This window comes from Pararhodobacter sp. SW119 (assembly GCF_017811755.1).
Taxonomy (GTDB): Bacteria; Pseudomonadota; Alphaproteobacteria; order Rhodobacterales; family Rhodobacteraceae; genus Pararhodobacter.
This window is the reverse complement of sequence record NZ_JADDJF010000060.1, coordinates 1-15,064: the sequence shown is the minus strand read 5'-3', so window position 1 is coordinate 15,064 and position 15,064 is coordinate 1. Positions and strand designations below refer to the sequence as shown.

Annotated in this window: 12 protein-coding genes and 2 pseudogenes; 9 read left to right on the top strand and 5 right to left on the bottom strand. The window is 61.9% G+C overall.

Annotated elements, in window-relative coordinates; translation table 11 throughout:
• Positions 1 to 274: hypothetical protein (locus tag IM708_RS18270; RefSeq protein WP_209428010.1), on the top strand; the 274-nt coding region annotated here is incomplete at its 5' end.
• A gap of 117 nt (positions 275 to 391) precedes the next feature.
• On the opposite strand, the gene IM708_RS18265 is transcribed toward IM708_RS18270, so the two are convergent.
• The 4 genes from IM708_RS18265 to IM708_RS18250 all read right to left on the bottom strand — a co-directional run bounded on the left by IM708_RS18265 (position 392) and on the right by IM708_RS18250 (position 5,769).
• Positions 392 to 3,049 (bottom strand): UvrD-helicase domain-containing protein, encoded by a 2,658-nt coding sequence (locus IM708_RS18265; RefSeq protein ID WP_209428009.1) that lies wholly within the window; start codon positions 3,047 to 3,049, stop codon positions 392 to 394.
• On the bottom strand, positions 3,046 to 3,198 hold the full coding sequence (locus tag IM708_RS18260) for a hypothetical protein (protein ID WP_209428008.1): 153 nt from the start codon (positions 3,196 to 3,198) through the stop codon (positions 3,046 to 3,048). The genes IM708_RS18265 and IM708_RS18260 overlap by 4 nt, the downstream gene beginning before the upstream one ends.
• Positions 3,199 to 3,698: 500 nt before the next feature.
• On the bottom strand, positions 3,699 to 4,097 hold the full coding sequence (locus IM708_RS18255; protein WP_245243303.1) for a DUF2442 domain-containing protein: 399 nt from the start codon (positions 4,095 to 4,097) through the stop codon (positions 3,699 to 3,701).
• A 763-nt stretch (positions 4,098 to 4,860) separates the two neighbouring features.
• Entirely contained in the window at positions 4,861 to 5,769 is a 909-nt protein-coding gene (locus tag IM708_RS18250) for a LysR family transcriptional regulator (RefSeq protein WP_209428006.1), read from the bottom strand.
• A 110-nt stretch (positions 5,770 to 5,879) separates the two neighbouring features.
• Between IM708_RS18250 and IM708_RS18245 the strand changes: the two genes are divergently transcribed.
• The 6 genes and pseudogenes from IM708_RS18245 to IM708_RS18220 all read left to right on the top strand — a co-directional run.
• Positions 5,880 to 6,941, top strand: a complete 1,062-nt coding sequence (locus IM708_RS18245; RefSeq protein ID WP_245243301.1) for a hydroxyacid dehydrogenase — start codon at positions 5,880 to 5,882, stop codon at positions 6,939 to 6,941.
• 1 nt (position 6,942) lies between these two features.
• Complete coding sequence (locus IM708_RS18240) at positions 6,943 to 7,623, top strand: RraA family protein (protein WP_209428005.1); 681 nt, start codon at positions 6,943 to 6,945, stop codon at positions 7,621 to 7,623.
• A 36-nt stretch (positions 7,624 to 7,659) separates the two neighbouring features.
• Positions 7,660 to 8,622 (top strand): tripartite tricarboxylate transporter substrate binding protein, encoded by a 963-nt coding sequence (locus IM708_RS18235; RefSeq protein ID WP_209428004.1) that lies wholly within the window; start codon positions 7,660 to 7,662, stop codon positions 8,620 to 8,622.
• A gap of 70 nt (positions 8,623 to 8,692) precedes the next feature.
• Positions 8,693 to 9,166 carry a tripartite tricarboxylate transporter TctB family protein gene (locus IM708_RS18230; RefSeq protein WP_209428003.1) on the top strand — a complete coding sequence of 158 codons (474 nt, stop codon included), beginning with the start codon at positions 8,693 to 8,695 and terminating at the stop codon, positions 9,164 to 9,166.
• Positions 9,163 to 10,680, top strand: a complete 1,518-nt coding sequence (locus IM708_RS18225; RefSeq protein ID WP_209428002.1) for a tripartite tricarboxylate transporter permease — start codon at positions 9,163 to 9,165, stop codon at positions 10,678 to 10,680. Before IM708_RS18230 ends, IM708_RS18225 begins: the two co-directional genes overlap by 4 nt.
• Before the next feature lie 226 nt (positions 10,681 to 10,906).
• Positions 10,907 to 11,835: pseudogene (locus IM708_RS18220) on the top strand (IS5 family transposase); the annotation flags it as partial.
• Positions 11,836 to 12,297: 462 nt separating this feature from the next.
• Here the strand turns inward: IM708_RS18220 and IM708_RS18215 are convergent.
• Positions 12,298 to 12,955, bottom strand: a pseudogene (locus IM708_RS18215) (transposase); the annotation flags it as partial.
• 285 nt (positions 12,956 to 13,240) lie between these two features.
• Between IM708_RS18215 and IM708_RS18210 the strand changes: the two are divergent.
• Both IM708_RS18210 and IM708_RS18205 read left to right on the top strand, forming a co-directional pair.
• A complete protein-coding gene (locus IM708_RS18210) occupies positions 13,241 to 14,005 on the top strand; it encodes a potassium channel family protein (protein WP_209428001.1) in 765 nt (254 codons plus the stop codon).
• 258 nt (positions 14,006 to 14,263) lie between these two features.
• On the top strand, positions 14,264 to 15,064 hold an 801-nt coding region (locus IM708_RS18205; RefSeq protein WP_245243300.1), incomplete at its 3' end, for a hypothetical protein.

Below are 15,064 nucleotides of genomic sequence, written 5' to 3'. Positions count from 1 at the left end.
CACCGATGCCTGGCTGACGGGCAAGCTCAAGCCGCTGGCCGCGCGCGCCGGACTGGTCGTCGAGCAGTTCGGCACCGCCAACCGTGTCGTGACCGAAGGCATGGGCAACCTTGTCTGGGTACGGATGTCGGGTGCACGCCTGGTCGAGGAGGGCGTGATCGGCCGACCGCTCGCCGAGGCGCTGGAAAATGAGTACCTCCGCCGCGCCGAGGCCGGGACGCTCTATGGCTTTCTGCCCTTCGTCACGCTGATCGCGCGGAAACCTGCGGCCTGACGCAGTACGCGCCCGGCGGTACGGAAGGGAAGGGTTTGCCGGGGAGGTCCGACCCGACGGGCTGCTACCCAGGGCGCGAGCGAGCCTCAACGTCTGCCGAGGACCGGGTGCCGCACGTCAGCGGGACGGCCGGAGCAGCGGCGCAGTTGTCTTGCAGTCAGGATAACCCGAGCATCCGACAAATGGTTTCTGTCGGGCCTTTGACCTTTCCTTCATCCGGCCGCTGCCGCACGTTGGGCATAACTCCCCTGGCGGCATGGGAGTTTCAAGATGCACCCGATTGCTGGGGCGGCGCACGTCGCCTCCCATCAGGTTCCGAGTGAAGTCGCAGGAACCGCATCCCTCGAAGGGGCCATAGCGGCCGGATCGTTCCGTCAGGATGCCTCCCTGACATCTCGGACATGGCATCAGCTTGCCGGCGCCATCGATGTGGATGTCGAGAAGCTCGGCTTTCGCCAACTCCACGAGGAAGCGCGAGGGCGACGACGCCTTGGTGTAGATCCGCACCTGACGCCTTGCTCGCGTCAGTGCCACGTAGAACACGCGCCGTTCCTCCGCCATCGGATAGTCTTCAGCTTCGGGCATGGCGAGAAGCAGGACCGGATCATCGGCGATCTGGCTCGGAAAACCGAAGTCGCCCTCGACCATGTTGAGTATCATCACGTAATCTGCCTCCAGCCCCTTGGCGGAGTGAATGGTGCGATAGGTGAGATCGAGCCGCCCCTTGAGGCGGTCCTGCCAATCGTTGAATTGCTTCGGCCGATCATGATTGTAGCGTCCGAGGAGCAGGACCGACACCCGTTGCTCTGCGGGATAGCCGAGCGATCCGCTTTCCGCATGATCGTGGAGTCGACACAGGTGCCTGTGAACCCGATCGATCGCATCCTCGGAGGTTTCGCAGGCAAACGCCGCCATGGCGATCTCCTGACGTTGATTTGTCGTCTGCACGACCTTCTCAAGCTGACGCGGATTCGCGGAGATGAAGGCGCTTGAGGCTTTGCATAGAGCTTCCGGGCAGCGAAACGTCGTCGTCAGCTTGAGTTGGGAGCAATGCGGAAAGGTCTGTGCGAATTCGGTCATCACGGACAAATCTGCGCCGGCGAAACGGTTGATGCTCTGCCAATCATCGCCAACGACGCAAAGGTGTCCGCGATGCTGCGTTCGATCCAGTAACGCTTTCAGCAGTCTCACACGCGCCCGGGAACTGTCCTGGAACTCGTCTGCGAAAATGATGGTGTAGCGACTGTCGAACCGCCCCTCCTCAATCAGGCTGGCGGCCTGGATGAGCATGTCGTCGAAATCGATGCACCCAGCGTCATCGAGGCGACGTTCCCACTCTGCGGCAATCCTTTCATAGAGCGCCAGGAAACGGAGCGATCGCGCAGCGTCCGTGCTGCTATCGTCGGCCTCGATCTGTCGCAACAGGGTCCTGACAGACAGATTGCCGCCCTTGGCATGCTGCTGGAAGGCTCGCATAAGCCCAGCCAGTTCGGACGTCTCGAGCGGTCGCCGTCCCTGCGTCGGCCTTGCGGCGTCGAAGATTGGGTGGACTCCGCGGGCTCGCAGAGCGCTCGCGAGATCGTCGAATCCGCTCCCCCGGCGCAGGCTGTGGGATGTCGTTTCGAAGAGGTCGGTATTGTGCTCGGCGTGGCATGCCCGCTTCCAGGCGACACCGGCGAGATAATCGCCCGTGAAATGCCGCGGCGGCCTCCCCTCGCGATTTAGCGCGAAGTGCTCATGATAGAGGTTCGCGTCCGGATAGAAAAAGTCGGGCCGGTACTGCTGATGCACTTTCGTTCGGGTGTCATGCTCGTAGTCGCGTTCGTATTCGTATCGCACGCCATGGAAGAACAGCCAATCCGAGATCAGGCGCTCCTCCTCGCTCTTCACGAACTCGCCGCCCGCCGTGCGAATATCTCCCAGGCCATTCTTGCGCGGCTCGACAATGTCTTCGATCCGCCCGGCGGCGCGGCCGTAAACGGCGCGGAACATGTCCCAGTCGACGCCGAATGACGGATCGCGCGAGCGCAGATCGTCCACGATCGTTACGATCATCTCCTTTTCCTGGGCGGGGGACCCGACCCACCTTGCAACCGCCGGCGTCAAACCATTGACCTCGGCGAGCACCGATTTGCCGAAGGCGTGGAACGTGCGCACCGTGACGCGTTCGGCGCCCTGGAAGCCCGCGAGGCGCGTGCGAACGCGCTCTTGCAGCTCGTTGGCGGCCTTCGTGTTGAAAGCCAGCAGCAGGATCTCGTCAGGAGCGGCGAGCTTCTCGTGCAGGACGTAACCCGTCTTGGCGACCATGGTCGACGTTTTGCCTGATCCGGCTGCCGCGACGATCTGAACCGCATCGTCCATGCAAATGCAGGCATCAGCCTGCTCGTCGGTAAGTGGCGAGGCCTCGACCGAGTCGAAGAAGGCCTTGAGCTTGATTTTCTGTTGGGCCAGGTGGCTCTGGTTGTGCGACGCGAACTCCGCGAGAAGCTCGCGCTTTGCGAGACCTTTGGTCGAGCCCAAGAGGTCGTCCTCGGAGCCCGGCGGAGGATGGGCCGCGATGATGCGATGCGCGGCGCTCTGGGGAATCCAGAGCGCCCGGTCGATGCCGTGCTCCCATCTGGAGCGCCACTCGGCCTTCTTCGCTGCCCGCTCACGCTGCCACCGGTCCTGATCGAACGACCCCGATGAGCCTCTTTGGCGGGACGATGACGTGCCCCCTGAGCCGAAAAGACCCCCAAGGGCAGCCACGGCCCCGATAGCGAGCCATTCGATCATGATGCCTCGCCGCCCTTAATGGCTTTCTCTTCCCGACGCAGGAAGACCTTGCCCAGGTCGATGCTCTGAAAATCGCGCTTCAGATCGCCGAGTGCTTTCCAGGGGGAGCCGACCGAAGGCGTGCGGCGGAGAGTGCGGGTTTCGGTCATGTTTTCTCTGGTCGTTTTTCTTTTTTTGCCCGCTTGGTCCGAGCGGGATTGAGGCGGGGCGATGCCATTGGCTGAACAAGTTCGTTGTCGCTGGGCGCTTCGATCCTTTCGGGTCTTGACGCGCGCCTGCACGCCGGCTTGGCCAAGCCCCAAGCCTGCACGATGGGTAGCTGCGGTGAAGGATTTTGGACGCGGGCCGTGAGGTTCTGATCTGTCACCTTCCGCAATTCTCTGCGCCACCGTCAGTTCATAGGCAATTCACCGGATAGGTCTGATTTTATCGAAGACGACATGAGAAACTCTGTAGGACAATAGAAACTCCGTTTGCCTCGGGGCACCGTCGCCACAAGCACAAAGCTGGTCAAGCTCTGTATCTCTCAAGAGCGACGGGATCTCCTTCAAGGGCATCTGCTATAGCTGGTCTAATTCCGGAAAGAGGCCGCTGAGCCAGCCCCTTGCCGTTCGTGTTGAATGGTTTGGCCGGTGGCCACGACTTACTGTCAGGATGTTTTCCTGGGACACCTGCCCTTGGCACCATTGGCGCGCGATGCAGCAGCTTTAGCCGCGGCGGTGGATCGCCCGCCCTGCCGAGCCATCCAGGCCCTGGTGCCGAATATTCCCGCCATCAGCCCGGGCATGGAAAGGTCAACATTCAGTTCCTCCCAATGCAGGCCATAGCCGCAGCCAATGATCTCGACGGACGAAAGCTGTTCCGGTGAAGCTGCCTCGAGGCCTTCAGCCAGCGCGGGAGGGAATGCTAACGTGCAGCCATTCGCAAGATCGACAACCACGCGATTCAACGCACTGTCGTACCGTGCCGCGATTGCGCGCGGCTCGTTCGCCTGCGCCTCCTGACCCCGCCTCAGTGCGGCACCTGATATCGGTATCTGCAAGCTCAACCATGCATCTCGTTCCATTGTGCAAGAAACACTTGCCTGTACTCGACAACGACTGGCATCGCGCGGCGCAGCTCGTTTCGCTTCATGTCCACCGCCCGGACCAACTCGGGCGCATCTCTCCCACCGGAGAGTTCGATCCTGGCATGCCTATCACCGAAAACATGAAGTGGGCTGGTTCGAGGTCATCGCCGAAGATGACGAGGCGCAACCCCTGCGCGCGAAATATCATCACCATGAGCAAAATAACCTATCCTGTTGGATTTTCGAGCTCTCACGCCCGACACCCGGGTTCCGAAGAATACGTCGACACGCAGACCGGCCGATCTTCCCCCGTGAGATCTCCCTTGGCACAATGCCGCAAGGCCATATTGGCTGTTTGGCATCCGACGGAAACGAATCCCAATTGTCCACAAGAAAAAGCAGGCGACCGAAACCTTATGAATGCTTACTTTGGCGAGTCGGCTGGCGAGTCGGCATCATCGCGGTCGGTCAGTCCGCGAACCGGTGGGTAGAGCGCAACGCCCTTCCGGCGGAGGACGCAATGCACCGCCTGCCAATTCCGGCGGCGCGAGCCCACGGGGTCTCTTGCCGCCCACTGAGGCGAACAGCCGGCGCTCAAGCGTGGCATCGACCAGCCCTTCCGGCAGCGGCCACGACAGTCCGGTCCGTGAAGCTCGGGTGAGATATTTGTTGCCTGTCAACTGGCCGACGGTCAGACTCGCGGCAGGGCAGTAGCGACCGGAAAGTTTTGGGGCAGGTCTGTTCAAAGCTGAGGCGTGCTCACTGCGTCACGCACGACGCCGTGCTCGCCGCAGGTCTCGGCCAGAACGCTGTGGAAATGGTCAATGACCGCGGCCCGGGTGGAGTTTATTCTCTCGATCAATCCAATCTGTCGATAGACCTGCGGCTGACCGAACGGAAGGTGGAGCAGCGCCTCTGCTTCCGGCTCGCGCAGGGCAATGTCGGGTACAATAGATATGCCCATCCCCTCGGCCACGCAATTTATTATAGACGCGATAGAATCCATCTCGGCGATGTCCTGAGTGGCGACTTGCAATCTGGCCAGCTCGGTGTTGATCAGCCCGGCCAGAGGCACTGGGCTTTGAAAACGGACGTAGGGCAGATCTCTGAGCATTCCCACAGGATCGTCAGACGCCAGATGCTTCGGGGCGACGACCCACAGCGGTTCACGCAGGAAAGGACTCCAGCGGATAAGTTGGGGGATGCTCATGTTCTCTGCGACAACAGCGGCATCGAGGCGTCCGGCGGCGACTTCGGCGATCAAGCTGGACGAATTGCCAACACGCAGATTCATCTTGAGTTGCGGATACTCCGCGCGCATTTTCATTATCGCGCGCGGCAAGACCCCCAACGCACTGGTGCGCACTGACCCAAGCAAAAGCGTACCGCCCACTTGGTTGCCGGACATGGTTGTCCGTGTTTCGGCGACCATACGCAAAATTTTCTGCGCCATGTCAACCACATGCAAGCCCTGAGGCGTCAGTGAGGGTGGGCGGCGGCTGCGCTCGAATAGCGCCACCCCAAGATCCTGCTCCAGAGCCTGCACCTGCTGGCTGACCGCCGATGGTGTGATGTGGACCACCTCAGCCGCTTTGGCGAAGCTGCCATGCTGGACGATGGCCAATAGGGTCCGGAGCTGCCTCGTATCCATGTTAATCCAGTTTTTCTAACCTTAATATATCAAATTTGGCGTTTTCGTAAAGCGAAACTTTGCAGTATGGAGAGCAGCAGGAGAATGCCAGCCCCTTGGGAGAGGGGGACATGGCCAAACAATCGTTAGCTCAAAAACCGCCGGGCAGTGCGCCCGCACCGGGGGAAACCATGTCGAAAGCCATACTGGTCACCGGACCGGACCTGCACCCCGACGCCGCAAAAATGGCGGCGGCATCGGGATACTCGCTGCACTATGCGCCGCCGTATGCCACCGCCGACCAGTTGCAGAGCGCGCTGCGCGACAGCGGCGCTGTGGCCATCGTCTCGCGTATGGGACGACTGGATGCGGTAGTGATGGATGCGGCCCCCCAACTGCGCGTGATTTCCAAGCATGGCGTGGGGGTAGACAATATCGACATGACAGCCGCTGCCGCTCGCGGAATCCCTGTCTTGGCTGCAACGGGGGCGAATGCCGTATCTGTGGCCGAACATGCGGTTGCGCTGATGCTGGCAACTGTGAAACGGCTGATGCCGCTGGATGCAGGCTTGCGTGCGGGGCGTTGGGAGAAGCCCGGGTTTTCAGGCCGCGAACTGGCCGGTTTGCGGTTGGGTCTACTCGGCATGGGGGCAATCGCGCAGGCCACAGCGCAAATGGCGCGTGGGTTCGGGCTCCGGGTGCAAGCCCATGACCCGTTTGCCCCCGAGGCCGCGTTTGTGCGCGCGGGTATCGAACGCTGCACGGAATTGACGGACCTCTTCAGTACTTCGGATATCCTGAGCCTGCATTGCCCGTTGAATGACGCGACGCGCGCCGTAGTCAATGCCGCGAGCATCGCGCAGATGCCGGCGCAGTCCTACGTCATCAACACCGCGCGTGGCGGCCTTATCGACGAAGCCGCATTGCTTGCAGCGATCCAGTCGGGCCATCTGGCAGGGGCGGGGTTGGACACCTTTTCAGTCGAGCCCCCACCCGCAGATCATCCGTTCCTGACCGATGTCCGCATTCTTGTCACGCCGCATATCGGCGGCGTGACACGTGAAGCCAACGCCCGCGTCGGCCTGGAGGCCTTGCGTGGCATTATCGACATGCTCGAAGGACGCCATGTCCCCGAGCATCGCATCATGAACCGGCACATGCTGGCCGAAATAACCCCGACGACAGGAGCATAACATGTCCATCGGTTTTCGAATTCTCAATCGCAAACGCGCGATTTCCGCCGATCTGGTGGCCAGGTTTTCCACGCTGCCTGTGGCCAATGTCAGCGATGCCATGCAACGGATGACGGGGGCCGGACCGCGCCTGACGCGGATGCACCGCAGCGGTGGCATGGCGGGGCCCGCCGTGACGGTCAAGGCGCGTCCGGGCGACAATCTGATGCTGCACAAGGCCATCGACATGGCAGAGCCCGGCGATGTGATCGTCGTCGACGCTGGCGGCGATCTGACCAATTCGCTGATGGGCGAATTGATGCTGGCACATGCCATCAACCGCGGCGTTGCAGGCTTTGTCATCAATGGCGCGATCCGCGATGCAGATGCGATTGCAGAAGCCAACCTGCCGCTCTGGGCCGCGGGCGTCACCCATCGCGGGCCCTACAAAGACGGCCCTGGCGAAATCAACGTGCCCATCGCGCTGGATGGTATGGTCATTGAACCCGGCGATCTGGTCATCGGTGATGGTGACGGCGTTTTGTCCGTACCCCATGAGGTGGCCGAAGAGGTTCTGGAGAAGACCGAGGCCAAGCAGCAGGCCGAGAACAAGCTCATGGCGCAAATCACTGCGCGCACAAACGACCGCAGCTGGATCGATGACACCTTGCGCCGCCTTGGCTGCGCGCTTCCGGCCGCATGAACAAAGACCCCATCCATCACCATAGGAGGAGAAACCATGAAACATAATCTTATCGCGCTGGCAGGTGCCGCGTTCATCGCCGTGGGGGGCAGTGCATTTGCGCAGTCCTATCCCGGCGGCAACATCGAGTATGTCGTGCCCTTTCCGCCCGGCGGTGGCACCGATGTGCTGGCGCGGCAGCTCAATGATCAGATCGCGCGCCAGACCGGCTGGAATTTTGTCATTCTGAATCAGCCCGGCGCCGGGGGCACGATCGGCATGGACCAATTGTCGCGCGCAGAGGCCGACGGTTTGACCATCGGGATGGCACAGACCTCGAACCTGGCGGTCAACCCAGCGATGAACCCCGAAGTGCAGTTCGATCCGCTGACAGACTTCACGCCCATCGCTCTGGTCAATACCCAGCCTATGGGGATCATCACGAATAGCGACAGCCCGCATGCGGATTTCGCCGCTGTTCTGGACGCCGTGCGCGCAGAACCCGGGTCGATCCTGTATGGCACGCCCGGCAATGGCACGGTGTCGCATATGGCAATCGAACGCTTGATGGTGCAGGGCGATCTGGAATTCGAACATGTGCCCTATACCGGCATAGCACAGGCGATTTCCGATGTGATGGGCGGCGTGGTCGATATCTATGTCGGCTCCCTGCCCAGCGTCATGCAGCATGTCGAGGCAGGCAATGTGCGCCTGCTGGCCGTAACGTCGGCGCAACCGCACCCGCTGGTTCCCGATGTACCGACCGTCGCTTCGCTCGGGTTCGAAGGCTACCAGGCCGAGGACTGGAAAGCCGTTGTCGGCCCGGCTGGCATGCCCGAAGATGCGGTCGCGGCACTGAATGCCGCGATCAACGAGGCGCTTGCCGATGCCGACCTGCGCGCGGCGCTGGAAGCGCAGGGCAGCGTCGTCCTGGGCGGCACGGCCGAAGAATTCAGCGCCTTTTTGGCTGAGGAAGTCGCCGCCTGGGCCGAAGTGGTCAGCTCGGCCGGCCTGCGCTAAGGCGCAAGATACCGTGCGGGCCGTGGTTGCAATGCCATGGCCCGCATGACCTCGGGCGAAGGGGAGAGAAATGGACCAGAACGCGCGTGCCGACATGATTGCCGGATTGCTGGTTTGCGGTGCCGGGATTGTCATCGCCGTTTACGCCTATGCCAACTACCCGATGGGGTCTCTGCGCCGCATGGGGCCAGGCATGTTCCCCATGGGCTCGGGGTCAATCCTGGCGCTTCTTGGGCTGGTGCTGGCGATCAATAGCTGGCGCAGTCTGCGTGCAGAAACCGGGCGCGACTGGCCGACTGTCCAGTTCGAGTTGCGCACGGCCTTTCTTTCTGTGGTCGGGGTGGTGGCCTTCGCGCTGCTGCTACGCCCGCTGGGCCTTATCCCGGCTGTGCTGGCAGTGGTGGGCATTTCCGCCTTGTCCGATGGGAAAAACACGCCGCTGGGCATCGGAGTACTGGCGCTTTTCCTGGCAGCCCTTGCGACGATCATCTTCAAGTTCGGCCTTGGAATGTCCTTCCCCCTTTTCGCATGGAACTGGTCATGACTTTCGCTGACAACATCGTGCTCGGGCTGGAAACAGCCCTGTCACTGAACAACCTGATGTGGTGTTTCGTCGGCGTGTTCATGGGCACGCTTCTGGGTGTGATCCCGGGGATTGGCGTCCTTGCGGCAATTTCCATGCTGTTCCCGCTGACCTTTCAGCTTGAACCCACAGCCGCGCTGATCATGCTGGCGGGGATCTGGTATGGCACGACGTATGGCGGCAGCACGGCTTCAATCCTTCTGAACGTGCCCGGCACCCCGTCCAGCGCCATCACTGCACTGGACGGCTATCCGATGGCGCAGCAGGGCCGCGCGGGTGTGGCGCTGCTGATGACCACGCTTGCATCCTTCTTCGGCGGCTCGGTCGGAATCATCCTGCTAATGGGTTTTTCCGGCACGATCAGCCAGATGGCGTTGCAATTCTCATCCACCGAATATTTCGCGCTGATGCTTCTCGGCCTGATCGCGGCATCTGGAATGACCAGCGGGGCCATGATCAAGGGTCTGATCATGGTTTGCCTGGGCGTGCTGTTCGGTTTGGTGGGGTCCGATATCTATTCGGGAGCGCGGCGCTTCACGTTTGGATTGGTCGAACTTGCCGATGGGATCGCGCTGGTTGCCCTCGCGCTTGGACTTTTTGGTGTCTCCGAAGTGATCGCGAGCGTCGGCAAAATCAGCGCCAAGGGGGTGGACCCGGCTTCGGTGAGCTTCAAGGCAATGAAACCAACACGCGACGATGTGCGCCGCTCGTGGTTCCCCATGCTGCGCGGGTCCGCCGTTGGATCATTCTTTGGCACCTTGCCGGGCACGGGGCCGTCGATTGCCGCCTTTATGTCTTATGCACTGGAACGCCGAGTGGCCAAGGAACCCGAACGCTTTGGCAAGGGCGCGATCGAAGGGATCATGGGACCGGAATCGGCCAACAATGCCGCCGACCAGACCGCGTTCATACCCACGCTTGCGCTCGGTATCCCCGGATCGGCCACAATGGCCTTGATGCTGGGCGCTCTGATGATCCACGGGATCGCGCCGGGACCGCAGCTGATGACCGAACAACCCGCACTTTTCTGGGGTCTGGTGATGAGCTTCTGGATCGGGAACCTGCTTCTTCTGGTTCTGAACATCCCGCTGATCGGTCTTTGGGTTCGCCTGCTGACAGTCCCCTATCAATGGCTCTTTCCCGCCGTCCTGATGTTCGTTTGCATCGGAACATACAGCGTCAACAACAGCGGGTTCGATGTGCTTCTGGTCGCGTTCTTCGGGGTCTTGGGATATGTGCTCCGATCTCTGTCCTTCCCTGCCGCCCCGATGCTGCTGGGCTTCGTCCTCGGTCCATTGATGGAAGAACATTTCCGCCGCGCCATGCTGCTCGGGCGGGGTGATCCAATGACATTTCTGCACCGTCCGATCAGCGCGACCGTTCTTCTGATTACGCTCGTCCTGCTGATCTGGGGAATCTATAGCGCTGTTAGTAAGCGCAGCGCGAGCCGCAGCCAGAGATCGGAACCCAGGTAATTCAGGAATTACTAATTTTACATTGATCAATGGTTTCCCTGCTTTTTCTCGTGGATAGTAGGGAAAACTGCCCTTCGACGGGCCCGTCGTCGAGCCTCGATGTCAGAAGCATAAACAGACTTCGATTGCCTCAACAAGAACTCGCATTGCCACTGCGCAGCAGCGTTGTTGAACAAGTCTGACGACGGGGATTCACTTTGCGAATCCATGCTGTTAGACGCAGTTCGTGAACGAACCATCTCCCGCCAGCTACCGTACGACGAACTGGTCCAGCTACAACGCGTCGCTGCGCAAGCGGGGGTCTTTGCTGATCTGGGTCGACAAGGACATGACCTGGCTCGCGCCACGTGACAGCCGGCCCGGACGTCCGCCGGTCTTTTCCGATGCAGCCATCCAGTTCTGCATGTCGATCAAGATCCTTTTCAAGCTGCCGTTGCGACAGACCGCCGGGATGGTGGCGAGCCTGCTAAAGCTGGCGGGGCTGGACTGGCCCGTGCCGGACTTTTCTACCCTGTGCCGGAGGCAAAAGACCCTGGCATTTCAAGTGCCTTATCGTCGCGCAAATGGCCCGCTGAACCTTCTCGTGGACAGCACCGGGATCAAGTTCCTCGGCGACGGCGAATGGCAGGCGCGCAAACACGGGGTGCAGGGCCGCCGCCAGTGGCGCAGGGTGCATCTCGCCATGGACCCGGCCACATCCAACATCCGCGCCGTGGAATTCACGTCCAGCCGTGATTGCGACAGCCCCATGCTGCCGGACCTGCTCGGCCAGATCCCGGAGGACGAGCAGATCGGCACGGTCACCGCCGACGGCACCTATGACACGCGCCGCTGCCACGCTGCCATCCTCGCGCGCGATGCCGTGCCGATCAATCCGATCCGCAAAAACGGGCGCGCGTGGAAAGAAGACTGTCCGGCCGCAAAGGTCCGCAACGAACGCTGCGCGCCACCCGGCATTACCGCCGGGCCTTCTGGAAGCACTGGACCGAATACCACGCCCGCAGTCGCATCGAAGCGCGGATGCGCTGCCTGAAATCCTGCGGCGAACGCTTCATGGCGAGAGACTCAGATCGCCAGACCGCCGAGGTCCAAATCCGAATCGCACTGATGAACCGCTTCAACGCCCTCGGCACCGCCGAGATCGTCCGCGTGGCAAACGTCAGCGGGGTAAAGGGCAGTCACGCCTCAGGCGAGAGTTGCGCAACAACGCCACCATTTACTGCGAACGGCTGGTGTTGAGCTCCTGCCTCTTGGTTTTGCGGCGGCTGGCGGCGCTACAGAGCGGTGGGCGGCGACTGTCAAGACAGGGTGCAGAGTACCCACATCGAGTGCCATCTGACCGTTCTTGACCGTCCAACATTCGTTGGTCGTTCGCGGCGGTGGGCGGCGGTCTGCGGAACTCAGTCGAAGAGCGAGGGGCGCCGACGCGCCGGCTTGGGCAAAACGGTGGCGAGAGCGCGTGCTGCCGATACACCGACGGAGTGATCATAGTGCCTTTCCGTTACGCCCGGTCCCGAATGTCCCAAGAGAGGTGGCGCGATGAGTCCGCCTTCAGGCATTTCCTCGCAGGCTTCGGTCGCGACCGAGTCACGCACCCAGTGTATCGGCACATGTACACCGAGGTGCTTCTCCGTAAGCTGTCCGACGGAAGTCCAGCGACCATCGCTGGTTCGGCCGCAGCGGGACCGGCATCGGGGTCCGGCTGCCACGCGCCCGTTTTCGGCCGCGTCTGCGCCGAACGCCCAAGCCTTCTTCGCGGTAGATGCGGTATAGCTTCTTTGCATTCATCACCATGCCCTTGCGTTCCAGCATGATCCCGATGCGCCGATAGCCGAACCGGCGACGCGTTTCGGCGACCTTGCGCATTTCCTGGCGGACTTCCGGGTTGTCGGGCGGGCGCTCACGCCGCACGGTCTTCGGATCGACACCGACCAGGACGCAGGCCCGGCGCTGTGAGATCGGATGATCCCGCGTGGCCCGCAGCGCTCGTTGCATCGGTGTCGTCAGGACTTTCCCAGCAGATCCTTCAGCACGACGTTGTCGAGCATGGTATCCGCCAGCAGGCGCTTGAGCTTCGCATTCTCATCCTCAAGCTGCTTCAGGCGTTTGGCATCCGTGCATCCGAAAAGATCCATCCCGCCATACCTGGCCTTCAGCTTGTAGAACGCCGCTGGGCTCAGCCCATGCCTCCGGCATACCTCGGCGGTAGGCATCCCGCCTCCTGCTCCTTGATCATCCCGATAATCTGCGCCTCGGTGAAACGGCTTTTCCTCATCTCGTCTGCTCCTTCAGGTTGGGCAGACCCTACATCACGGCGAGGGAGCTTCCGGGGGGCAGGTCACGAGGACAGCGGTCGCTTCGGAGCGGCCGCATCTCGTTTCGGTAAAGCGCTCTCACCACCGGCATCGGGAAGATAGAGCCGAGATTGAGGGATCAGACTCCTTGACAGGTTTCGTCGCCTCCGGCCACGATACGTGCGCGCTCTACCCTCACTGAAATTTGAAAGTCATTTGTCATCGTGGTGAACATTTCCGCTGAACCCGCCGGAATCCGGCGTCGGGTGGCAAAAGCCCTCGATCCGGAGTTGCGCTCGAGCCCGGGTCTGTCGCCGGCGAACTGGGCGATCATCAGCCTGATCATCCTGTCAATTGTCACGGGCATTCTCGAGACCGAGGAAAGCCTGGTACACGCGAATGGCTGGATGTTCAGTGCCGCCGAGATGGTGCTGTTTTGCGTCTTCTTCGTGGAATACGTGCTGCGGATCTGGTCGAGCGTAGAGAATCCGCGCCATGCCAGTCGATGGGCCTACGCGCGCACACCCGCGTCCATCCTCGACCTGGTGACGCTTTTCGCCATCGGTGCATCACTTCTCGGACCCGAGGGCTTCCTGCTGCGCCTCGCCCGCCTCCTTAGGCTCTTGCGGTTGTCCCGATTGGGGCGGTTCACAGCCGCCTGGCAGACGCTGGCCCGCGCACTGGCCAACCGCGGCTATGAACTCGGTATGAGCGTAGCGCTCGCCGTCCTCATGGTCCTGATTTCGTCGTCGCTTCTATACCTGATCGAGGGGGCACTTCAGCCCGAGGCATTCGGCTCAATTCCGCGGGCGATGTGGTGGTCGATCGCCACGCTGACGACGGTCGGCTACGGCGACGTGGTCCCGCTCACCGCATGGGGGCGCCTGGTCGGCGCGGTGGCCGCGATCGCCGGCGTCGGTCTGATCGCAATGCCCGCAGGCATCATCGCAGGTGCGGTGAGCGAAGTAATCCAGCAGCGCCGCCGCGATGCCATGCCGGGAGCGATCAAGGATGACGACGGAGAGAGGTGAGCATAGATGGCATTCCGGTTTCAAAGGCGCGTGCGGCTCGCACCGGGCGTTCGGGTCAATTTTGGCCTGCGTGGCCCAAGCCTTTCGCTGGGACCGCGCGGCGCGTCGCTGACGGTTGGCCGGAGCGGGGTATTCAGCAATCTCGGGGCCCCTGGTACTGGGCTATCGGTACGCCGCCGCATTGATCGACCCGCTGGACATGGTAGGCCGTCTGAAGGCCTTCCTGCTGACGCCAGCGCCGAGACATCGCTTTTCCACATGCGCATCTCCGAGGACGGGAAGGTCGAATTCACCGATGCGCAGCGCGAGCCGCTCTCTCAAGCCAAGGTCCGGCGATTGCGCGAAGCCGATCCAGAAGCGATCAATCGGGCGCTCGAACAGGCCGTCGCCGCGATTAATGCCGACCTTGATGCTTGTCTCGGTGTGCATCTTTCCACGCCGTGCCCGCGGTTTGTCCCGCTGCCGCCACCTGTCCCGCCGGGGCGTGAACCACACGCACCGATAGCGCGCGAGATCGGGTTCTGGGATCGGCTCCTATTCCGGCGGGCCGGCATCGAGCGTGCGAACGCTCTCGATACGGAGCACTACAAGGTCCGACTTTCAGAATGGCGCGGACGGGTCCGCGAGCACGCGGCCGAATCGGCGCGCCTTGAAACACTCAACGCGAGGCTGCGCGAGGGGATGCAGGACGTGATGGAGGAGATCCTGGCCAATCGACTCCAAGACATTGCCTGGGCGAAAGAGACCCACGTCGCCTTCGACTTCGGTGACGACAGCGGCACGCTTGCGCTCGATCTGGACCTGCCGACCATAGACGAGATGCCACACCGCACCGCGGCGATGCCCGCACGCGGGCACAACCTTCGCATGAGCAAGCGCGGCGAGGCGCAGCGCAGGCGCGACTTCATCCGGCTGGTCACCGGCTCTTGTTTTCGCGTCGCGGGCGAAGCCTTCGCCTGTCTTCCAACGGTGTCGGAGATGACGGTGTCCGGCTTCACTCAGCGGATCGACCCGGCAACGGGTATGAAGGGCGATGTGTACGTGATCTCGGTTCGGATT